Genomic DNA, 20,911 nt, shown 5'->3' on the forward strand with positions numbered 1-20,911 from the left:
TTACTGAGAATAGTTTAATAGATAAGGATAATAATATTGGATTAGAACCATTTTCGATTAAAAAGATTGATTAATGTTTTAGGAGAAAAAGTTACAATAAAACGTATTTTTTCATTGTAATTGTCTTGTGAGATTTCCCATCCATTGCTGGAATACACCGGAAAATACAGTTCAAAATAGTCTGTGACTAAATTTAGTCGAATTCCACTGTCATAAACAAATCGTTGTTTCACATCTTTATTTTTGATAAACCCAACATCTCCGTACACCTCAATCCAGTTCCAAATACTATAACTTGCATTAAAGCTGGTAATCCATCGATTAGCAAAAGGTGTTGCAATTTTTGATTTAAAACCACCTTCTGCAACTACATATTGTTGGCTAAATAGTCCCGTACTTTCGGATCTACCAAAATAGTTGTAATCAAAAAGGTAATCCGTTGGTCTGTCTAAAGCAAAACTGAAAAAATCGGATTGCGTTTTATTGTACAAAAAACTTCCGGCATAAAACCGTAAATTAATTTGGCGATTATCTTCAAAGAGTTTTCGGTATTCAATTTCACCAGTAATTTTTCCGAATTTTCCAGAAATTTGTAAATCCGTAGTAAAATTAAAATGATTCGTAACCTCCGTTTTGGTATTAATGTATCGCGCGTCAAAAACCGAATAATTTTCAGGGGAATTATCAATTACCAAAGCACTTTTCTCTTTATTTACAATTACTTGTCGGAACAAGAAAAGCTGTTTTCTGTTGTCTCTAAAATTAGGTTCTCTAATTCGCAATTGTATGGCCGGATTCAGTCTAAAATAAGAAGCATCTTCTGCATAATGAAAATAAGAACCGCTGATAGAATATCGGGCATTATATAGGTTGCTTTTTCTAAAATTCTGGTTGACTACAAATACAGCTGAACCGGATAAATTATTCGATTTAGTAGAGTAGGATGGATTCACATCAAAAATAAAAGGTTTTTCCAGAATGGTTTTATTGTGTAGTCGAAGGCCCGGAGTTATACCATCGTATAAATTGTAATATATTGATGGAACATACAATACTTGATTGTAATACGGGTCTTCCAAGTCTTTCATAAATACAAATTTAACGGGACGATTATTTGGAAAAAAACCTTCTAATTTCTTCCAGTTATTTCTTAAATTGTATTCTGGCACTTCGTTTTTTAGATTTAATACGATCTTATCAATATTATTTCTAGGAATCGTAAACGTGCTATCGCATTCTTCAATATCAAGCCATTGCTTAAAAACAATTTCTCCTTTTTTGGTACCGTAAACTGGAATCGGAATTGGGGCACCTGTGCGATTTCTGACAGAAAAAGTGATGCTGTCTTTAGTTTTTGTTACGCTCGAAAATTTATAATCAATGATGTCTCTGGAATTAATAATGGTATTAAAAAACCAATTGATATCCTTATTGCTATTTGATTTTATGATTGTTTCAAAATCAGATCTAGATACCTGCGTAATTCGATTTTTTTCGTAAAATTGTTTAATACTGTTCGGTACAGCATTGTTTTGTAAATAGTCATCAAGAAACCGAATGCTTAATCCTGCCCGATATTTACTGGCTATTTGTTCGTTGAATTTTACTAAAGTATTTTTTGGATCTCCCAGCGGCTGATCGAGATTTTTTCGAGCCATCAACATATAAAAATAACTGTATTGACCATTAAAGTCAATATTAGTAAGATTGAAACTTTTAAGCAAGCGGATGTTGGAGGCACTTCCCATCATTTTTGTTTTGGGATGATTTTCGTCCATATATTTCATCATTGCATAAACCTGAATTCCATCATAAATCCAATTATCTTTTCTTGGATCCAAGTGCAAGCTCTTTTTTAAATATTCATTCAAATAGGTTTTCAAAAATTTAATTTCGAAAATAAATTCATCCGGAAACGGACTCAAAAATGAAGGAAGTTGATTCAATCCATAAAAAGGATTTTTTTCGTAATCTGTTTGCGAAATTAAAATCTTCTCGTAAGGATATTTTCCAATTAAATTATTGGCAAAGTTTACAATTCGGTCAATTACAATCGCTTTTTGAATATTATCTACTTTGTTGTTTTTTAAATCAGTAAGCACTTCAACTGAACTATTTCTATAACTTTCAAAACTGGATTTGGGTTCAATAATCAAACTGAAATCAGTTCTGTTACTTCCCGATAATCGGTAATATAAAAAGTCATCATTCCCATTTGTTTTCTCGCTATTTAAGTCGGAACTCGCTTCTAAATTTTTCGGGATTTTAAGGTCAATTTCAAAATCAGAAACGGCATTTGCAATATCATCCAGATTATTATTACTGTTTTTTACAAAAGAATGATTTTCATATCGGGCAGGAGTGAGATACCAGTTTTTCAAGTTAAAACTACCATTGTTAGTATAGCCATATTTGGTAAACTTTTCGCTTGGAATTTTGGTAATATACGAAAGATGTAAAGCTACATTTTGATTTGGAAGTAACGGATTTTTAAGTTCAACAACAATATAATCAGGGTTTTTCTCTGTTCTTTGCCAAGATAAAAACTGCTGATTGGCATCATTAACAATCAAATTTATTGTACTGCCGCGTTCCTCTTCTTTGGCTAAATGGAATCCTCTGTAAAATTCATCCGAAAACCGCTTGGCAAGTGGTGTGTTTTTATTGGAAAATGCATGATTCCAGTCATTCAAAACAATCGAGTTCAAAGTGTCATCCGACTGATTTACAAAAATGATTTCCTGCTTGATTGAAAGTGTTTTATTAGCAGCATTAAGCTCAACTTTCATCTTAGATTGATGCTGGGCATATTGATTGAATGAAGTTAATAAAATAAGGAAATGGAGTGTTATTTTAAGATATGCTTTCAAATTTCGGTACTATTTATTAAAAAAATAAATATACTTATAATTCGATATAATTGTTTAGATGTACCTTAAAATTAAGCAAAAAAAAGAAGCTGTTTTTAAGGCAGCTTCGTTTTTATTAAAAATTTGGTGATAAATCGTATTTCTTATAAAAGGCATTTAATACATCGACCACTTCATCTTCTGTATCTACAATTTTGAATAAGTTCAAATCATCAGCACTAACCGTACGTTCTTTTTCAACTAAAACAGTTTTTACCCATTCAATCAATCCGGACCAAAAACTAGTACCCACAAGGATAATAGGAAATCTGGCAATTTTTTTAGTCTGAATCAAAGTTATCGCTTCAAACAATTCATCCATAGTTCCAAAACCTCCAGGCATCACCACAAAACCTTGGGAATATTTTACAAACATCACTTTTCGAACAAAGAAATAATCAAAGTTCAAATTCTTGTCGTTGTCGATATACGGGTTAAAATGTTGTTCAAAAGGCAATTCAATATTCAATCCCACCGAAGTTCCTCCGCCAAGATGTGCACCTTTATTTCCGGCTTCCATAATTCCGGGACCACCGCCAGTAATCACGCCATAACCGGCTTTACTGATTTTATATGCAATTTTTTCTGCCAATAAATAATTAGCATCTTCGGGCTTCGTTCTTGCGGAACCAAAAATAGAAACACAAGGACCAATGCGTCCCATGCTTTCATAACCGTTTACAAATTCGGCCATAATTTTAAAAATCGCCCAACTATCATTGGTTCTAATCTCATTCCACGTCTTTCTTTTTAATCGGTCTTGGATAACTTTATCCTCATCATTGTCAAAATCTTCTAATCTCATATTCTATATTTTATAATCTTATTTTTTTGGAGCTACTTCCAGCTACTCGTTTCAATCTTAATCGCCGAACCCTGGCTCATAAGGATTTTCACTGCTATCTGGGCTAGGGCTTCTAAATACTAAAGTAATTCTTTTTTCAAGAATTGCGCCGTGTAACTCTTCTTAATTTTTATAATTTCTTCAGGAGTTCCTTTGGCAATAAGCTGTCCGCCGCCTTTTCCACCTTCAGGACCAATGTCTATTATATAATCGGCAAGCTTAATCACATCCATATTGTGTTCAATAATCAAAATCGTATTTCCTTTATCAACCAGCTTATTGATTACTTCCATCAACACTCTGATGTCTTCAAAATGCAATCCCGTTGTGGGTTCGTCCAAAATATAAAACGTATTTCCGGTATCTTTTTTCGATAATTCTCCCGCCAGTTTAATACGTTGCGCTTCACCACCAGAAAGCGTTGTACTTTGTTGTCCCAATGTAATGTAACCCAAACCAACATCCTGAATCGTTTTTACTTTTCTGTAAATCTTCGGAATCATTTCAAAAAACGGAACCGCTTCATCAACAGTCATATTCAACACATCTGAAATGGATTTCCCTTTATATCGAATTTCCAATGTTTCTCTGTTGAAACGTTTCCCTTGACAGGTTTCACATTCTACATAGACGTCTGGCAGAAAGTTCATTTCAATCGTTCGCACACCAGAGCCTTCGCAGGTTTCGCAACGACCGCCTTTTACATTAAAACTAAATCTGCCCGCTTTGTATCCCCGAATCATACTTTCAGAAGTCATCGTAAACAAATTTCTGATTTCGGTAAATACTTCGGTATAAGTTGCCGGATTACTTCTGGGCGTTCTACCAATCGGGCTTTGGTCTATATCAATCACTTTATCGATATGCTCCAATCCTTCAATTTTTTTATACGGTTGTGGTTTTTTGACTCCATTAAAATAATACGCATTCAAAATAGGGTAGAGCGTTTCATTAATCAAAGTAGATTTTCCACTTCCCGAAACTCCAGTAACGCAAATCATTTTACCCAAAGGCAATTCTATTGAAACATTCTTCAGGTTATTTCCTGTTGCTCCGGTCAGTTTCAGGAATTTTCCATTTCCTTCTCTGCGTTTTTTTGGTACTTCAATTTTCATTTCGCCATTCATATACATCGCTGTAATAGTATGGTGTTGTAGGATTTCGGCAGGTGTTCCTTTGCTGATGATTTCTCCTCCGTATTTCCCTGCTTTTGGTCCAATATCTATCACATAATCCGCACGTTCAATCATGTCTTTATCATGTTCTACTACAATTACAGAGTTTCCAATATCGCGTAATTGTTCCAGAGAATGAATTAGTTTTTCATTGTCTCTTTGGTGTAAACCAATACTTGGCTCATCCAAAATATACAAAACACCAACCAACTGCGAACCAATTTGAGTTGCTAGACGAATACGTTGTGCTTCACCTCCCGAAAGGGATTTTGAACTTCGGCTTAAAGCCAAATAATCTAAACCTACATTCATCAAGAAGTTCAATCTATCCTTAATCTCCTTGATTACTTCAGTAGCGATACGCTTTTGTTTATCAGATAAATGGTAATCTAAATCATTAAACCAAGTGGTCAAATCCGAAATGTCCATATCGCACAATTCGGTGATATTTTTTTCATTGATTTTAAAGAACTGCGCTTCTTTTTTCAAACGGGAACCTTCACAAACCGGACATTTTATTTCGTCCATGAATTCTTTTGCCCAACGTTTTATGCTTGTTGAACCGCTTTCATCATGTTGATTTTTGATAAAATGCGAAATCCCTTCAAAATCAATTTTGTATTCTCTGGCAACGCCAAGATCTTTAGAATTGATGGTGAATTTTTCTTTTCCGCCATTCAAAATCATTTCCATCGCCTCATCGGGAATAGTATTTACTGCATCTGTCAATTTGAAGCCATATTTTTCACCAATAATTTCCAATTGCTTGAAAATCCAGGATGATTTATATTCTCCTAATGGAGCAAAACCACCCGCTTTTATCGATAATTTTGGATTTGGAATAATCTTCTTCGGATTAATTTCATTTACTGTTCCTAATCCGTTGCAATGGTCACAAGCCCCTTTTGGAGAATTGAAAGAAAATAAATTGGGTTCCGGATTCTGGTAGGAGATTCCAGTAGTTGGACACATCAAATTTCTGCTGAAAAACCGAACTTCGTTAGAATCTTGGTCTAAAACCATCAACACATTTTCTCCGTGATGCATGGCTGTATTGATACTTTCTGTCAAACGTTTTTCATTGTCAGCAGTATCTTCAATAACCATTCGGTCCACAACAATTTCGATGTCATGTGTTTTGTAACGGTCTAATTTCATTCCTAAAGTAATATCCAGAACATCGCCATTCACGCGAACTTTAAGGAAACCTTGCTTGGCAATTTGCTGGAAAAGTTCCGCATAATGCCCTTTTCTAGCCCGAATAACTGGAGCCAAAATATTAATTCGTTTTCCAGTAAAATCCTGAATAATCAAATCTTTGATTTGCTCATCAGAATAAGAAACCATTTTTTCTCCGGTGTTGTAGCTATACGCATCAGCGCCACGAGCATACAATAAACGGAGGAAATCATAAATTTCAGTGATTGTTCCCACGGTGGAACGCGGACTTTTACTGGTTGTTTTTTGTTCGATGGCAATTACTGGAGAAAGTCCGTCAATTTTATCAACATCTGGACGTTCCAACCCACCCAAAAACTGACGCGCATACGCCGAAAAAGTTTCTACATAACGACGTTGCCCTTCGGCATAAATCGTATCAAAAGCTAAGGAGGATTTCCCGGAACCCGAAAGACCAGTAATTACGACCAGTTTTTCACGAGGAATGGAAACATCTATATTTTTTAAGTTATGAACGCGAGCGCCTTGAACTTCAATGGTATTGTCTTTGTCTAACATAATTTTTGCAAAAAAGCAAAGTTACCATTTTGATTTATTCTTTCGATACAACAGTTTAGAAGTTTATGTTAAAGATTTTGGTACTTTTGAAGTAATTTGGAAGAATATTAAAGACATTCATAACCATGCATTACAGATATTTTTATGAAAACAAGAATTGGAATTTTAGGATTGGGTGGAGTAGGAGGCTATTTTGGAGGATTATTGGCCAAAGCGTATTTTGAATCTAATAAAATCGGAATCGTGTTTATCGCTCGTGGCGAAACCAAAAAAGCAATAGCCCAGAATGGATTAAAAATAAAAACTGATACGGATGAAATGACTGTTTTTCCGAGCTTAGTTTCTGATAACCCAGATGAAATCGGGAATCTCGATTATCTTATTTGCGCCACTAAAACCTATGATATTGAAACCAGTTTTGAATCCATAAAAGAATGTATTTCGGCAACGACCACAATCCTACCTTTATATAATGGAGTTGATGCGGCAGAACGCATTCAAGTTTTATTTCCTAAAAATACAGTATTGCAAGGTTGTGTTTATATTGTTTCAATGATTGAATCTCCCGGCATTATCAAGAAAGTTGGCTCTTACGAAAAATTATTCTTTGGTTCGCAAACAGTATCAATTTCTAGATTGAATGAATTACAATCTATTTTCGAAAACGCCAATATAGAAAGTTATCTTGTCGAAAATATTGAAGAAACGGTTTGGGAAAAATTCATTTTTATTTCGGCATTGGCTTCAGCAACTTCGTATTTGAATCAGAATATAGGAGGTGTTTTAAATAATCCTGAATTTAAGGAATTTTATATTTCATTGTTGAATGAGATTACTGCTGTTGCTGTTGCAAAAGGGTTAAAGTTGCCTAATGATATTGTTGCCCAAACGATAACGAAACTCGAAAAATCGCCAAAGGATAATACGTCATCTATGCACAGAGACTTATTGGCCGGGCATAAAACGGAAGTGAATTCCCTAACAAAATATGTGGTTAGTGAAGGTGTAAAACATGGTATTGCAACTCCCGTTTATCAAAAAACACTAGAAAAATTAGCGTAATTCCTAATCCGAAATTATTCTTCTTCACCGTCATTTTGATCTGATTCGTTTTCAGAATCTTCTGAATCATCAGCGCCAATTTCGAAGAAACTAAAAATAGAACCGCCATAACTTTTCTGGAACGAAAAGTGAATCATGTGATCCAGTTTGGTATATTTCGAATGTTCAATTACCATCATCCCGTCTTCATTAAGCAATTCTTTTTCGAAAACTAATAAGATAATTTTTTCAAAAGTTTTTTGGTCCAAAGCATATGGTGGATCTGCAAAAATAATATCGTAAGAGGTTTTGCATCTTTCTAAATACGTGAAAACATCGCTTTTTGTGGCGGCAATATTAAAATCATATTCGGCTGCCACTTGCTTGATGAATTTCACACAGCCAAAATCACCATCAACAGATGTGATTGGCGTGCTTCCGCGAGAAGCAAACTCGTAACTGATATTTCCTGTTCCTGCGAACAAATCTAATATTTTAAGTCCCTCAAAACTGAAATGGTTGTTCAAAACATTGAATAATGCTTCTTTAGACATATCGGTAGTGGGACGAACGGGTAATCCTTTTGGTGGAAAAATGCGTCTTCCTTTGTATTTTCCTGAAATGATTCTCATGAGTTGAAAAGTATAAAATGATTTCTGTTTTCGGCCTCAGAAAAATAATTGTTCCATCGCAAATCTTCCACATCTATAAGGGAAACGTTGCGAATGTATTTGTAAGCGATTTTGAAATAATCACTTTCGCTATCAATATTTCCGATTAATTCCAATGGGAAGTTTTCGGGATTTAAATTCAATTGTTCGGCAGTAAATAAGATGTAATACAAGAAATCTTCTGGCGTGTTGTAATCAAATGAATTGAAAAGTAATAATTTTTGGTTCTGAACCACAATGATTTCAAAATGACCTGTATTAATATGTACAAACATTTTTTTCTCATCCTTATTTTTGGAGGCAACCAAAAGTTTTGACACCAAAATACTATTCGCATGTTTGTAATCGAAAGCACCAAATTGGTCAATGAAAAAATTATTGATATTCACATACGGAATATACACCGCATTCATTTGATAGTTTGGAATTTCATCAAAAGCGAAAAAATCGGTTTCAAAAACTTTAGTGTTGTATTGCAAATAACTGCCTAAAAAGTTCTCGTCAAATAACGGTTCCGGAACAAACGTTGAAAGATTATTATTGTGAATCACCAAAATTTCATCATAGGAATCCTTTAATTCTGGATGATTGTTGAAAGCATCAGCAAACAAATCTTCAATTTTTGTAGCCTTGTGAAAGGTATCAAAATGCACTTCGTTGAATGAAATTACAGTATTATTTAGCGTGTCAAAACAACAAAAAGAAAGTCCTGTCAAGGAAACTTGAATGGAAAGTTTTTTATATTTTTTTTCGGCTATGTTTATCATACTATTGATTTTTTCAACAACGCAAACTTACAAATTTAAAAATCAATTTCATTATCTATATCTATCCTAGTGTCAAAAAAACAATGGCAGTATTTGAAAATTGAAATTGCTATTGACCTTGAAATTGAAAAAACATTCTTTACTTTGCAGTCAAATAACACGAAATGAATTCCTCCCTGTTTTATAGTCTTTTACAAAAAAAATTCCCTTTTCAACCCACGTATAAACAGGATATTTTTTTTCAAAAAATTGCTATTTTTTTGACTGAAATCGATAATAGAACCATTTTTGTTTTAAAAGGATATGCGGGAACTGGAAAAACAACCGTGATTTCTACGATTGTAAATAGTTTATTAGACATTAATAAAAAATATGTTTTGCTGGCGCCAACAGGTCGTGCGGCAAAAGTAATTGCCAATTATTCGAATAAACCGGCTTTTACAATTCATAAAAAAATATACTTTCCAAAGAAATCTTCCGGTGGTGGCGTTTCGTTTACGTTACAACAAAACAAACACAAGAATACCATATTTATAGTCGATGAAGCTTCGATGATTTCCGATACTAATTCTGATTCTAAGTTGTATGAAAACGGTTCTTTATTAGATGATTTGATTTCGTATGTCTATTCGGGAACCAATTGCAAAATGATTTTATTGGGAGATACCGCTCAGTTGCCTCCAGTGAATTTAGACATCAGTCCTGCTTTGGATATTCGCACTTTGGGAATGAATTATGATAAGGAAGTAGAGCATATTGAGTTAGACGAAGTGATGCGTCAGGAAGAAAATTCCGGGATTTTGCATAACGCGACGGAACTTCGGGAATTGTTGAAAGATTCCTTTATTGATGAATTCAAATTTGATGTAAAGAAATTCAAAGATATAGTTCGGTTGACCGATGGGTATGATATTCAGGACGCAATCAATTCTGCTTACAGTAATTACAGTATAGAAGATACCGCGTTTATTGTTCGTTCGAATAAAAGAGCGAATCAATATAATGAGCAAATCAGAACCAAAATCCTCGATAAAGAAAGTGAACTTTCCACAGGCGATTTTCTGATGGTAGTGAAGAACAATTATTTTTGGTTAAAAGATTCTGATGAAGCGGGTTTTATTGCCAATGGTGATATTATCGAAATATTGGAAATTTTCAACATCAAAGAATTGTACGGTTTTAAGTTTGCCAAAGTAAAAATCCGAATGATTGATTACCCCAATCAGATTCCATTTGAAACGGTATTATTAATGGACACCATAAAAAGCGAATCACCATCGTTGACCTATGAAGAATCGAATAGATTGTATCAAGAAGTGTTGAAAGATTATGAAGGCGAAACGAAGTACAAACAATTCCAAAAAGTTAAAGCCAACGAATATTTCAATGGTTTGCAAGTGAAATTCTCGTATGCAATTACCTGCCACAAATCACAAGGCGGTCAGTGGAATACGGTTTTTATAGAACAGCCGTATTTGCCGGACGGCATCAATAGAGATTATATTCGCTGGTTGTACACCGCTATGACCCGAGCCAAAAATAAATTATATTTGATAGGTTTTAAGGATGAGAATTTTGTGGAATAATTTTAAAAATAACCGCAAATTCGCAAATTTTTCAATTTAATTTTAAAATAAATAATTTGCGAATTTGCGGTAAAAAAATAGCTATGAACACATTAAACGACTTACATAGAATTTCAGGCTCTTTTTCGAATACCGAAAAAATGCCGGTGCTGTTTTTAGGACACGGCAGCCCAATGAACGCGATTGAAGAAAATCAGTTTGTTACTGGTTTTCGAAATTTGGCTAAAACGTTACCGCAACCAAATGCCATTTTGTGTATTTCGGCACATTGGTTTACCAAAGGGACAAAGGTTACCGCAATGGAAATGCCACGAACGATTCACGACTTCGGCGGTTTTCCGCAAGCGTTGTTTGACGTGCAATATCCTGCAAAAGGAAGTCCGGAATTAGCAGTAGATACCAAACATTTATTATCGCCAGTAGAAGTAGAGCTGGACGAAGATTGGGGTTTGGATCACGGTGCTTGGAGTGTTATTAAACATTTATATCCAGAAGCAAATGTTCCTGTAATTCAGTTGAGTATTGATTATACAAAATCCGGGCAATACCATTTTGAACTGGCTCAGAAACTGAGTGCGTTGCGTACCAAAGGAATCTTGATTGTAGGCAGCGGAAATATTGTGCATAATTTGGGATTGGTCGATTATCGCAATTTCGATAAAGACAATTACGGTTATGATTGGGCAATTGAAGCAAGGGAATCGGTGAACAACTATTTATTGGACGGAAATTTTCAACCATTGATTGATTTTGAAAAACAAAGCAAAGCGTTACAATTAGCGATTCCTACGCCAGAACATTATTTACCTTTAATTTATACTTTAGGATTAAAAGGAAAATCCGAAGAACTGCGTTTGTTCAACGATAAGCTATTGGCGGGTTCGTTGAGTATGACTTCGGTGAAGATTATGTAGGATGATTTTGTGAAATTAATCTTATATTTGGAATGGAAAAATGTTATTTTTTTCTACATTTCAAGAGTTAAACAATTTAAAAAATTAACAATTAAGTGTATTGTATTTTTGAAAAGTACATTAACTTATAAGTTCTAAATAATTATATTTTCCTGATAAACATTTATGAAACAATTACCGTCTAATAATTCAGATTTTATACTTTACACCTCTCCAGATGGTGAAGTTCGTGTTGATGTTTTTGTAAATCAAGAAACCGTTTGGTTAACGCAAAAAGCAATTGCAAATCTTTTTGGTGTGGATAGGACAGTAATTACAAAACACCTTAAAAATATTTTCGATAGTGCTGAGTTAGAAGAGAATTCAGTATGTGCAAAAATTGCACATACTGCCGAAGATGGTAAATCATATCAAACAAAATTTTATAATTTAGATGTTATTATTTCTGTTGGATACCGTGTAAATTCAAAGCAAGCCACCCAATTTAGAATTTGGGCAACCAAAACTTTAAAAGAATTTATCATAAAAGGCTTTGTTTTAGATGATAAGCGATTGAAGCAGGGAGGTCAGGTTTTTGGAAAAGATTATTTTGAAGAATTATTAGAAAGAATCAGGGAAATTCGAGCCTCGGAAAGACGATTCTATCAAAAAATAACAGATATATTTTCGCAATGCAGTATAGATTATGATGCGCAATCAGAATTGACAGTCAATTTTTATAAAACCGTACAAAATAAATTGCACTGGGCAATTACAGGAAATACTGCAGCAGAAATAATTGATAAAAGAGCCGATGTTGCAAAACCAAATATGGGTTTAACAACTTGGAAAAATTCTCCAGATGGAAAAATTTTAAAGTCGGATACTGAAATTGCAAAAAACTATTTATCTGAGAAAGAAATTCGAGAATTGAATAGATTAGTCGAATTGTATTTGAACTTTGCGGAACTTCAAGCTGAAAGAAACATTTCAACAAAAATGAAAGAATGGGTTGAAATTTTAGATTCATTTTTAAAATTAAACCGATATGAATTATTAAATAATTCGGGTAGTATTTCACATAATCAGGCAATGTCTAAAGCTGAAACGGAATACCAAAAATTTAGAATTATCCAAGATCAAAAATTTATTTCAGATTTTGACAAAGAAATTAAAAATATAAAAAAGTAATGAAAATAATAGCAGTTATTCCCGCTCGTTACGCTTCATCACGATTTCCCGCAAAACTGATGCAGGATTTAGGAGGTAAAACGGTCATTTTAAGAACCTATGAAGCAGCCATAAATACGCAATTGTTTGATGATGTTTTTGTGGTAACAGATTCTGATTTAATTTATGACGAAATCGTTTCTCACGGTGGGAAAGCCATCAAAAGCATCAAAGAACACGAATCAGGGAGTGATCGAATTGCGGAAGCAGTCGAAAATTTAGACGTTGATATTGTAATCAATGTACAAGGAGACGAACCATTTATCGATGCGGAACCTTTGGCAAAAGTGATTGAAGTTTTTAAAAATGATTTGGATAAAAAAGTAGATTTAGCTTCTTTGATGCACGAAATTACTAATGAAGACGACATCAATAATCCGAATAATGTAAAAGTGGTCGTGGATCAAAACGGATTTGCATTGTACTTTTCACGTTCGGTAATTCCGTATCCTAGAGAGAAAAATGTAGGCGTTCGCTACATGCAACACATCGGGATTTATGCGTTTAGAAAACAAGCTTTATTGGATTTTTATAGTTTACCGATGCAATCTTTGGAAGCATCCGAAAAACTAGAACAATTGCGCTATCTGGAATTTGGAAAACGAATTAAAATGGTCGAAACTACTCATGTCGGAATCGGAATTGATACTCCGGAGGATTTAGAAAAAGCCAGAAATATGTTGTAATTATTCCAGATTTTCATGATCAAAGTAACCTTTCGTTTTTACTTTGGTGGAGAAGAAATTCAAGAAAAGCACAATGAAAAACAGAAACAATAAGGCTTGTGTAGTAACAAGAAATTTCCCTATTGGTGTAATTGGATGGTAGTCGCCATAGCCTATGGAAGAGGAAGTTACGATGCTAAAATAAACCGAATCAAACCAATGGAAAAACGGTCTGTTCATGTAATTTCCAACAGAATAAAAGACGGCGTACGCAAATGCAATCTCTAAATAGTTAAAGAAAAGCAGCAACATGGATCTCTTGTATGAGCGTGGTTTTGAAAATAAATCAGATGCAAAAATCAGTGTTGGAATATAAAAAACAGTTTCCAAGAATACATAAACAAGAATCCAAATAAGCCATTCTTGGTTTTGCCAGTGATTTATTAATATCACTATTGGAAAAATCACTTTTAATAAAACATAAAAGTCTAACGCTAAATCTTGGTATTCAACTCCTTTTTTGCTGGCCCAATATTTAATGTAAATTCCAGGGAAAAGCAATTGGGAAGATGCTAGTATTAATCGGACTATTTTTTCAATTCCATTGTCTTCCTGATGATCGTTATTCCAAATGGATTGAATATTCTGTATCCGTTTTTGAATAGGATTAAACTTAGGTTGAGCGCCCTTTGACGTTTTCCCAAGAAGCAGTTTTTTTAAAATTTTTTTCATTCCAGCAAAGTGTTAAATAGCGCCATGTAAGTGTACAAAATAATTGTGTTGCTTGGCCAGAATTCTATTGTAAATTTTCATAAAAAACTTGTACTATTTAAGTTAGTTTTTCAATTAAAATCAACTCGTTGTGAACTTCTAATCTGGGAATGGTTTTTATTCGAAATTCACTTTTGAAGAACTCGGATACGTATTTTTTATTTCTTATATTTTGACTTTCATTCAGTAACATAGTATTGAAAAGAATAAAACCATGACTTTTTAAAAGAAAACAGATTCTATTGATGAAAAAAGTTTCAAATAAGAAATTTGGCATTGTTGTATCTTGAAAAATATCAATAATAATTAAATCGTATTTGGTTTTGGTTTTTAGAACAAATTCGAAAGCATCATCAATTACGATTTCAAGATTTTTTACCTCGTCTAACTTGAAATAGGTGTTTGCTATTTTAATTATTTCGGGATCGATTTCAACTCCGGTAATTTTTCCATTGTATTTTATTTCGTCCACTAATGTTTTGATAACGCTTCCGCCGGCAACTCCCAGAACAAGAATATGTTTCATGGGAACTATTTTTTCAAAACCTATGTTTTTTAATCCTAATCTCAAAATGCGTTGCAAACTACCATACGAATAATTGGCGTTTTCAGAATCTAAAACTAATTCGCCATTTGCCCAAGTCACCTCAATCGATTTACTCAACGAAGATTTTGTTTCATAAATTTTTATTGGAATGAGATAACTGAATATTTTTTTAATCATTGGTGGCGGTTTTACCCAAAAATAAGATTTAAATTATTTATTTTGTGCGAAATAAGAAAGAATGAAGAAACAATTTTACAAATGGATATTTTTCAGGCTCATGGGTTGGAAAATAGTTGGAGGAATTGACGCAAATATTAAAAAATGCGTCATGATGGTGATGCCGCATACAAGTGCGCATGATTTTTATTTGGGAATTTTCACTAGAGGAATAACCGGATTAGAAATGAACTGGGTTGGTAAAAAAGAATTGTTTCGTTTCCCTTTCGGATTTTATTTTAGATATATGGGCGGCGAACCACTGGATCGTTCTGGCGGTTTGAATAAAGTGGATTCTATCGCTGCTATTTTTCAAAGGAAAGAAATTTTTCGTTTGGCTGTTGCTCCAGAAGGAACCCGTGAAAAAGTTACCGAATTAAAAACCGGATTTTATTATATCGCTTTAAAAGCAAATGTTCCCATAATTCCTGTCACATTTGATTTTGGGAGAAAAGAAGTAAACTTAGGAAATCCAGTTTTTCCTTCTGGTGATATTGAAAGTGATATGGCTATTTTGAAGAAACATTATATAGGTGTAAAAGGTAAAATCCCGGAAAACGGATATTCATTTGAATAAATAATAGTGTAAAAAATAAATTCAATTTATTGTAAAAATAATTGATGCAGGAAAATAATATAAGAGAACCCCATTTCGAAATTCCGGAATGGGGTTCTTTTTTTAATCGGGAACATAACTTTTAAAAGTTCCATTTTTATAAAAAATTACGATTTTATCTATTTCAGTAGAATCGGATTCTTTAGCGCTATTTTGATTTTCTATTTTTTTTGTTTCCAATGCAGGAATCGGATTTGGAATTTTTATTTCGGAAAATAAATTCTCAGGAATTATTTCAGCAGAAGATGGAGCAGGAATATTTTGTTTTACAACTTGCTCAACATTATTTTCTTTTATGACTGACTGTTGTGAATTTTTAGGGAAATTTCCTTTTCCATTTAAAATCCAGTACAAATCTACATCAGGAAAAACCTCTAATATTTTAAGAATAAAATCCAAGCTAGGTTTGTTTCTTCCTGACAGTAGGTGAGACAAACTGGAGCGCTGTACCCCAATTTTATCCGCAAAAGAAGAAGCATTCAAGCTGTAGTAATCAAGTATAATTTCTAATCTTTTTATAAATTCCTCTATGTTTACCATTGTAAATTATTGATGTGAATTAACTATTTACAAATGTAATCAAAACCTACCAGAATACCAAAATTACAAGTGTAAATAGTATTTACATTAATAATTAATATAAAGTATAGAATAATATAATTTAATTTAATTATATGATAATTAATACTTTAGTTGTTGTTTAATTATTAAGTAACATTTGTCAACTACAAGTATTAAAAGGAACAACTTAAAACATAAAAATGTGTTTACAGGATTGAAATTTTACTGATTTAATTTGTTTACAAATGTAAATATAAAGATGTTTACTTTTGTAAATCAAATAAAACAGCATGGATTTAGAACAATTATTCAGTCAATATAAAGAAGAAACTATTCACGGTCGTTACATTACTTTAGATTCTATTGAACCGTTATTGCAAAAATTAAACACCAATAATCAACTTCAAATTATTGGGAAATCAGTTTTAGGAAAGTCGATTTATTCGTATGAAATTGGAGAGGGTAAAACTAAAATCTTCCTTTGGTCACAAATGCATGGAAATGAAAGTACGACTACAAAGGCGCTATTTGATTTTTTGAATGTATTACAAAGCGGTTCAGAATTGGCGAAACAATTATTAAATACATTTACTTTTTGCAGTATTCCAATGTTGAATCCTGACGGTGCTACATTATATACCAGGGAAAATGCTAAAAAAGTTGATTTAAATCGCGATTCGCAAGCGCTTACGCAGCCAGAAAGTAAGATTTTAAGAGAAGTTTTTGAATCTTTTAAACCAGATTATTGCTTTAATCTTCATGATCAGCGTACTATTTTTGGCGTAAGCGATACGGGTAAGCCGGCTACATTGTCATTTTTGGCGCCTTCTTATAATGAAGAAAGAGAAGTAAACGAATCGAGATTAAAGGCTATTAATTTGATTGCGAGTATAAATGAAGAGCTTCAGAAGTATTTACCGAATCAAATTGGACGTTTTGATGATTCATTCAATATAAATTGCATTGGCGATACATTTCAATATTTAGGTGTGCCTACATTATTGTTTGAAGCGGGTCATTTTGCAAACGATTATCAAAGAGAGGGAACACGTAAATATGTTTTTATGGCGCTAATTTCAAGCTTTACTATACTTAGCGAAAACGATATAGTTATCAACGGAATTGACAAATATTTGAATATTCCTCAAAATAAAGTCGTTTTTTATGATTTAATGTATAAAAACATCAAAATAAATTATGATGGTATCGAAATAATCACCAATTTTGCAGCACAATACAAAGAAGAGTTAATTGAAAATCAGATTTGTTTTAATGCCTATGTTTCACAAATAGGCGATTTAGAAAATTATTTTGGTCATTTTGAATACGATGCTGATGGAGCACTTTATAAAGATGATTTTGATTCAATTCCTAAATTAAACCAAAAAGCTGATTTTTATTTAGATAATAACATAAAATTTGTTAACGGAATGATAAAAATATAATATTTTTGTCTTTTTATTGTTTTTATGTATATTTTTATACTTTGTTAAAGCAATTAATAATATTAATTAAAGAGTTATGAGTAAATTTCGTTTAGATGAAGTAGATCACCAGATTTTAGATATGTTGATAGACAATACAAGAGTTCCATTTACGGATATTGCAAAAAAATTATTGATTTCTGCAGGAACTGTCCATGTCAGAGTTAAAAAAATGGAAGATGCCGGTATCATAATGGGATCGTCATTAGTGCTTGATTATGATAAATTAGGATATTCTTTTATCGCTTATGTTGGTGTTTTTCTAAACAATACGTCTCAAACAAAATTTGTTTTGGAACGAATCAATGAAATTCCTTTTGTAACGGTAGCTTCTGTTACTACTGGGAAATTTAATATTTTTTGTAAAATTAGAGCAAAAGATACTAAACATGCTAAAGATGTTATCTTTATGATTGATGATATTGATGGAGTTTACAGAACTGAAACGATGATCTCACTTGAGGAAAGCATAAATGATAAGAAGCGGTTGATGCATACTATTTTTAAAAATATGTAATTAATCTTGAATGCGCTATATATAAATATAACCTCAAGTTAATTCTTGGGGTTTTTTTATGAGAAATTAACTAAACCAACTACAACTAGACTATGTACACATTACCTAAAATTGAACGTTTCAACCAGGATGTTCTTTCTAAATACAACATTTACAATAGTGTATTTATTACATTGCCCTTTCAATCCATAGATAACACGGGAGCTTTACTGCCTTTATTTACAGATATTTGTGATACAGGATTCAAAAAACAAGAAACTCCTAAAGAGATTGTTGATTTTTTTGCTGAAAGGTATTTGCACAATGCTTCGGAAGCAGAGAAAATTGATATTATGTTTCGTTTTATCCAATATATCGAACGTCAGATTGTTTTGTTTGATGCTATTGAAGATGCCGCTTTTCCGGTTGTTAATAATATGGAGGGAAGAGGATCGTTGAGAGATATTAAGGAAAAATCAGATGCAAAAGACAAAGAAGACGAATTGGTCGATTTTCTGGAAGATTTCAATGTTAGAACGGTTTTAACTGCGCATCCTACGCAGTTTTATCCTGGGGCTGTGCTTGGAATAATCAATGATTTAACAGAAGCGATTCGAAAAAATAATCTACTTGACATTAAGCAATTACTGGCTCAATTAGGTAAAACTCCTTTCATTCAAAACGAAAAACCTAATCCTTTCGATGAAGCAGTAAGTCTGATTTGGTATCTTGAAAATGTATTTTATCATACTTCCGGTGAGATGGTGCACTATCTTCAAAAAAATATTTTTAACGGTAATTCTATAAAGAATCCTTTAATCAAACTTGGTTTTTGGCCAGGAGGTGATCGTGATGGGAATCCATTTGTAACTACCGAAATAACTTTGAAAGTAGCGGAGCGCTTGCGAACTTCGATTTTGAAATGTTATTACATTGAAATGAGGGATTTAAAAAGAAAACTAACTTTCTCTGGAGTAGATACTTTGGTTACTGAACTGGAACAAAAACTTTACAGGTCTGTGTTTTATTCCAAAGGAGAGATTTTCATTACTCTTGACGAATTTAAATCACAGTTGAGTAAAATAAAACAAATTATTATTGATCAACATCAATCGTTGTATTTAGATGAATTGGATGCGCTTCTGATAAAAGTAAACTTATTTGGGTTTCATTTTGCATCTTTAGATATTCGTCAGAATAGTAAAATTCATGATGCTGTCTTTAATGACGTTGTTGAATTTTATCTGAAAGCTAATCCTGATGTTTTTCCGAAAAATTATTTTGAATTAAAAGAAGAAGAGAAACTCAAGGTTTTGTCAAATGTAAGCGGAAATCTTGATGCAGCTGTTTTTCCGAATGAGATGACTCGCTTGACAATCGAATCCATTCAAGCGATTAAAACAATTCAGGAAAATAATGGTGAATTTGGTGCCAACCGCTACATAATTAGCAATAATGAAAGCGCATTGAATGTTATGGAAACTTTTGCGTTATTCCGTTTGAGTAATTGGGAGAATCCTCCAGTTGATATTATTCCGCTTTTTGAATCGGTTGATGATTTGCAAAATGCGCACGAAATCATGGAGAAATTGTACACCAATCCAACTTATGCAGCACATTTAGCCAGTAGAAATAACAAACAAACCATCATGCTTGGTTTCTCAGACGGAACAAAAGACGGAGGCTATTTAATGGCGAATTGGAGTATTTATAAGGCAAAAGAAGAACTTACTGCGATTTCCAGAAAATATGGTGTAAAAGCAATTTTCTTTGACGGTCGTGGTGGACCTCCAGCCCGTGGTGGTGGAAAAACACATAAATTCTATGCTTCATTAGGGCCAAATATTGAAAACAATGAAATTCAGGTTACAGTACAGGGACAAACGATTAGTTCTAATTTTGGAACTTTAGATTCCTGTCGTTATAACTTGGAGAATTTATTAAGTGCCGGTGTAACCAATCAGGTTTTTAGCAAAGGACAAAATGAATTGACCTTGGATGAGAAAAATATATTGGATCAATTGGCGGGATTTGGTTATGAAAAGTATTTAAGCTTTAAAAACCATCCTAAATTTATTCCTTATTTAGAACAAATGAGTACGTTGAAATATTACGCTAAGACGAATATTGGAAGTCGACCATCTAAAAGAAGTAAATCGGAGCATTTAGATTTTGCTGATTTACGTGCGATTCCTTTTGTAGGTTCTTGGAGCCAATTGAAGCAAAATGTACCCGGATTTTTTGGGGTAGGTACAGCGCTGAAACATTTTGAAGATACAAATCAGTGGAGTAAAGTCCAGGACTTATATGATAATTCATTGTTCTTTAAAACCTTGTTAGAAAACAGTATGATGTCATTGGCCAAGTCGTTTTTCCCATTAACAGCTTACATGAAAAAAGACCCACAATTTGGTGCTTTTTGGCAAATTATTTATGACGAATTTTTAGAAACAAAACGATTGCTTTTGAAAATTGCGGGCCATAAAGAATTGATGGAAAATTATCCCGATGGTAAAGCATCTATACAGATAAGAGAGCGTATTGTATTGCCATTGTTAACAATACAACAATATGCTTTATTGCGAATAAATGAATTAAACAAACAGGCTCAACCAGATGAAGCGTTAATAAAAGTGTACGAAAAAATAGTGACTCGTTCTCTTTTTGGAAATACAAATGCTAGTAGAAACTCTGCTTAAACG

The 20,911-nt window shown here is 33.1% G+C and carries 17 protein-coding genes; 9 read left to right on the forward strand and 8 right to left on the reverse strand.

Features of this window, described 5'->3' with window-relative positions:
• Positions 1-41: 41 nt before the first annotated feature.
• The 3 genes from IWX80_RS14355 to uvrA all read right to left on the reverse strand — a co-directional run bounded on the left by IWX80_RS14355 (position 42) and on the right by uvrA (position 6,665).
• Entirely contained in the window at positions 42-2,789 is a 2,748-nt protein-coding gene (locus tag IWX80_RS14355) for an aminopeptidase (RefSeq protein WP_196854232.1), read from the reverse strand.
• A 196-nt stretch (positions 2,790-2,985) separates the two neighbouring features.
• Positions 2,986-3,714 carry a TIGR00730 family Rossman fold protein gene (locus tag IWX80_RS14360; RefSeq protein WP_196854047.1) on the reverse strand — a complete coding sequence of 243 codons (729 nt, stop codon included), beginning with the start codon at positions 3,712-3,714 and terminating at the stop codon, positions 2,986-2,988.
• A 119-nt stretch (positions 3,715-3,833) separates the two neighbouring features.
• Positions 3,834-6,665 (reverse strand): excinuclease ABC subunit UvrA, encoded by a 2,832-nt coding sequence (gene uvrA / locus IWX80_RS14365; RefSeq protein WP_196854048.1) that lies wholly within the window; start codon positions 6,663-6,665, stop codon positions 3,834-3,836.
• A gap of 144 nt (positions 6,666-6,809) precedes the next feature.
• Here uvrA and IWX80_RS14370 point away from each other — a divergent pair, with 144 nt between their 5' ends.
• The gene (locus IWX80_RS14370; protein ID WP_196854049.1) at positions 6,810-7,727 is read left to right on the forward strand and encodes a ketopantoate reductase family protein; all 918 of its coding nucleotides are present in this window, start codon (positions 6,810-6,812) and stop codon (positions 7,725-7,727) included.
• A 14-nt stretch (positions 7,728-7,741) separates the two neighbouring features.
• Here IWX80_RS14370 and IWX80_RS14375 read toward each other — a convergent pair whose 3' ends face one another.
• Positions 7,742-8,338, reverse strand: a complete 597-nt coding sequence (locus IWX80_RS14375) for an RsmD family RNA methyltransferase (protein ID WP_196854050.1) — start codon at positions 8,336-8,338, stop codon at positions 7,742-7,744.
• Positions 8,335-9,144, reverse strand: a complete 810-nt coding sequence (locus tag IWX80_RS14380) for a DUF3822 family protein (RefSeq protein WP_196854051.1) — start codon at positions 9,142-9,144, stop codon at positions 8,335-8,337. The genes IWX80_RS14375 and IWX80_RS14380 overlap by 4 nt, the downstream gene beginning before the upstream one ends.
• Before the next feature lie 164 nt (positions 9,145-9,308).
• On the opposite strand from IWX80_RS14380, the gene IWX80_RS14385 reads away from it, so the two are divergent.
• The 4 genes from IWX80_RS14385 to kdsB all read left to right on the forward strand — a co-directional run bounded on the left by IWX80_RS14385 (position 9,309) and on the right by kdsB (position 13,539).
• On the forward strand, positions 9,309-10,730 hold the full coding sequence (locus IWX80_RS14385; RefSeq protein WP_196854052.1) for an ATP-dependent DNA helicase: 1,422 nt from the start codon (positions 9,309-9,311) through the stop codon (positions 10,728-10,730).
• Between the two features lie 83 nt (positions 10,731-10,813).
• A complete protein-coding gene (gene ygiD / locus IWX80_RS14390; protein WP_196854053.1) occupies positions 10,814-11,644 on the forward strand; it encodes a 4,5-DOPA dioxygenase extradiol in 831 nt (276 codons plus the stop codon).
• 165 nt (positions 11,645-11,809) lie between these two features.
• Positions 11,810-12,814: a virulence RhuM family protein gene (locus IWX80_RS14395; RefSeq protein ID WP_196854054.1), complete on the forward strand. Its 1,005-nt coding sequence runs from the start codon at positions 11,810-11,812 to the stop codon at positions 12,812-12,814.
• Positions 12,814-13,539, forward strand: a complete 726-nt coding sequence (gene kdsB, locus IWX80_RS14400; protein WP_196854055.1) for a 3-deoxy-manno-octulosonate cytidylyltransferase — start codon at positions 12,814-12,816, stop codon at positions 13,537-13,539. The genes IWX80_RS14395 and kdsB overlap by 1 nt, the downstream gene beginning before the upstream one ends.
• Here the strand turns inward: kdsB and IWX80_RS14405 are convergent, their stop codons facing one another.
• Both IWX80_RS14405 and IWX80_RS14410 read right to left on the reverse strand, forming a co-directional pair.
• Complete coding sequence (locus IWX80_RS14405; protein WP_196854056.1) at positions 13,540-14,250, reverse strand: potassium channel family protein; 711 nt, start codon at positions 14,248-14,250, stop codon at positions 13,540-13,542. It abuts the gene before it with no gap.
• Between the two features lie 97 nt (positions 14,251-14,347).
• Complete coding sequence (locus IWX80_RS14410; RefSeq protein ID WP_196854057.1) at positions 14,348-15,013, reverse strand: spermidine synthase; 666 nt, start codon at positions 15,011-15,013, stop codon at positions 14,348-14,350.
• A gap of 61 nt (positions 15,014-15,074) precedes the next feature.
• On the opposite strand from IWX80_RS14410, the gene IWX80_RS14415 reads away from it, so the two are divergent.
• Entirely contained in the window at positions 15,075-15,629 is a 555-nt protein-coding gene (locus IWX80_RS14415; protein ID WP_196854058.1) for a 1-acyl-sn-glycerol-3-phosphate acyltransferase, read from the forward strand.
• A 102-nt stretch (positions 15,630-15,731) separates the two neighbouring features.
• Here the strand turns inward: IWX80_RS14415 and IWX80_RS14420 are convergent, their stop codons facing one another.
• A complete protein-coding gene (locus IWX80_RS14420) occupies positions 15,732-16,208 on the reverse strand; it encodes a helix-turn-helix domain-containing protein (RefSeq protein WP_196854059.1) in 477 nt (158 codons plus the stop codon).
• A gap of 311 nt (positions 16,209-16,519) precedes the next feature.
• On the opposite strand from IWX80_RS14420, the gene IWX80_RS14425 reads away from it, so the two are divergent.
• The 3 genes from IWX80_RS14425 (at position 16,520) to IWX80_RS14435 (ending at position 20,908) form a co-directional block, all read left to right on the forward strand.
• Positions 16,520-17,674 carry a M14 family metallopeptidase gene (locus IWX80_RS14425; RefSeq protein ID WP_196854060.1) on the forward strand — a complete coding sequence of 385 codons (1,155 nt, stop codon included), beginning with the start codon at positions 16,520-16,522 and terminating at the stop codon, positions 17,672-17,674.
• Between the two features lie 76 nt (positions 17,675-17,750).
• The gene (locus IWX80_RS14430; RefSeq protein ID WP_072943262.1) at positions 17,751-18,230 is read left to right on the forward strand and encodes an Lrp/AsnC family transcriptional regulator; all 480 of its coding nucleotides are present in this window, start codon (positions 17,751-17,753) and stop codon (positions 18,228-18,230) included.
• Between the two features lie 92 nt (positions 18,231-18,322).
• A complete protein-coding gene (locus IWX80_RS14435) occupies positions 18,323-20,908 on the forward strand; it encodes a phosphoenolpyruvate carboxylase (RefSeq protein ID WP_196854061.1) in 2,586 nt (861 codons plus the stop codon).
• Positions 20,909-20,911: the final 3 nt, after the last annotated feature.

The organism is Flavobacterium sp. CAN_S2, from assembly GCF_015752255.1.
Taxonomy (GTDB): domain Bacteria; phylum Bacteroidota; class Bacteroidia; order Flavobacteriales; family Flavobacteriaceae; genus Flavobacterium.

What these genes read in the sequence shown, in the direction of transcription:
- IWX80_RS14370 (WP_196854049.1), top strand. Translation starts at nt 6,810, where the DNA reads ATGAAAACAAGAATTGGAATTTTAGGATTGGGTGGAGTAGGAGGCTAT.
- ygiD (WP_196854053.1), top strand. Translation starts at nt 10,814, where the DNA reads ATGAACACATTAAACGACTTACATAGAATTTCAGGCTCTTTTTCGAAT.
- IWX80_RS14395 (WP_196854054.1), top strand. Translation starts at nt 11,810, where the DNA reads ATGAAACAATTACCGTCTAATAATTCAGATTTTATACTTTACACCTCT.
- IWX80_RS14405 (WP_196854056.1), bottom strand. Translation starts at nt 14,250, where the DNA reads ATGAAAAAAATTTTAAAAAAACTGCTTCTTGGGAAAACGTCAAAGGGC.
- IWX80_RS14430 (WP_072943262.1), top strand. Translation starts at nt 17,751, where the DNA reads ATGAGTAAATTTCGTTTAGATGAAGTAGATCACCAGATTTTAGATATG.
- uvrA (WP_196854048.1), bottom strand. Translation starts at nt 6,665, where the DNA reads ATGTTAGACAAAGACAATACCATTGAAGTTCAAGGCGCTCGCGTTCAT.
- IWX80_RS14435 (WP_196854061.1), top strand. Translation starts at nt 18,323, where the DNA reads ATGTACACATTACCTAAAATTGAACGTTTCAACCAGGATGTTCTTTCT.
- IWX80_RS14360 (WP_196854047.1), bottom strand. Translation starts at nt 3,714, where the DNA reads ATGAGATTAGAAGATTTTGACAATGATGAGGATAAAGTTATCCAAGAC.
- IWX80_RS14420 (WP_196854059.1), bottom strand. Translation starts at nt 16,208, where the DNA reads ATGGTAAACATAGAGGAATTTATAAAAAGATTAGAAATTATACTTGAT.
- IWX80_RS14410 (WP_196854057.1), bottom strand. Translation starts at nt 15,013, where the DNA reads ATGATTAAAAAAATATTCAGTTATCTCATTCCAATAAAAATTTATGAA.
- kdsB (WP_196854055.1), top strand. Translation starts at nt 12,814, where the DNA reads ATGAAAATAATAGCAGTTATTCCCGCTCGTTACGCTTCATCACGATTT.
- IWX80_RS14355 (WP_196854232.1), bottom strand. Translation starts at nt 2,789, where the DNA reads ATGAAAGTTGAGCTTAATGCTGCTAATAAAACACTTTCAATCAAGCAG.
- IWX80_RS14380 (WP_196854051.1), bottom strand. Translation starts at nt 9,144, where the DNA reads ATGATAAACATAGCCGAAAAAAAATATAAAAAACTTTCCATTCAAGTT.
- IWX80_RS14385 (WP_196854052.1), top strand. Translation starts at nt 9,309, where the DNA reads ATGAATTCCTCCCTGTTTTATAGTCTTTTACAAAAAAAATTCCCTTTT.
- IWX80_RS14425 (WP_196854060.1), top strand. Translation starts at nt 16,520, where the DNA reads ATGGATTTAGAACAATTATTCAGTCAATATAAAGAAGAAACTATTCAC.
- IWX80_RS14375 (WP_196854050.1), bottom strand. Translation starts at nt 8,338, where the DNA reads ATGAGAATCATTTCAGGAAAATACAAAGGAAGACGCATTTTTCCACCA.
- IWX80_RS14415 (WP_196854058.1), top strand. Translation starts at nt 15,075, where the DNA reads ATGAAGAAACAATTTTACAAATGGATATTTTTCAGGCTCATGGGTTGG.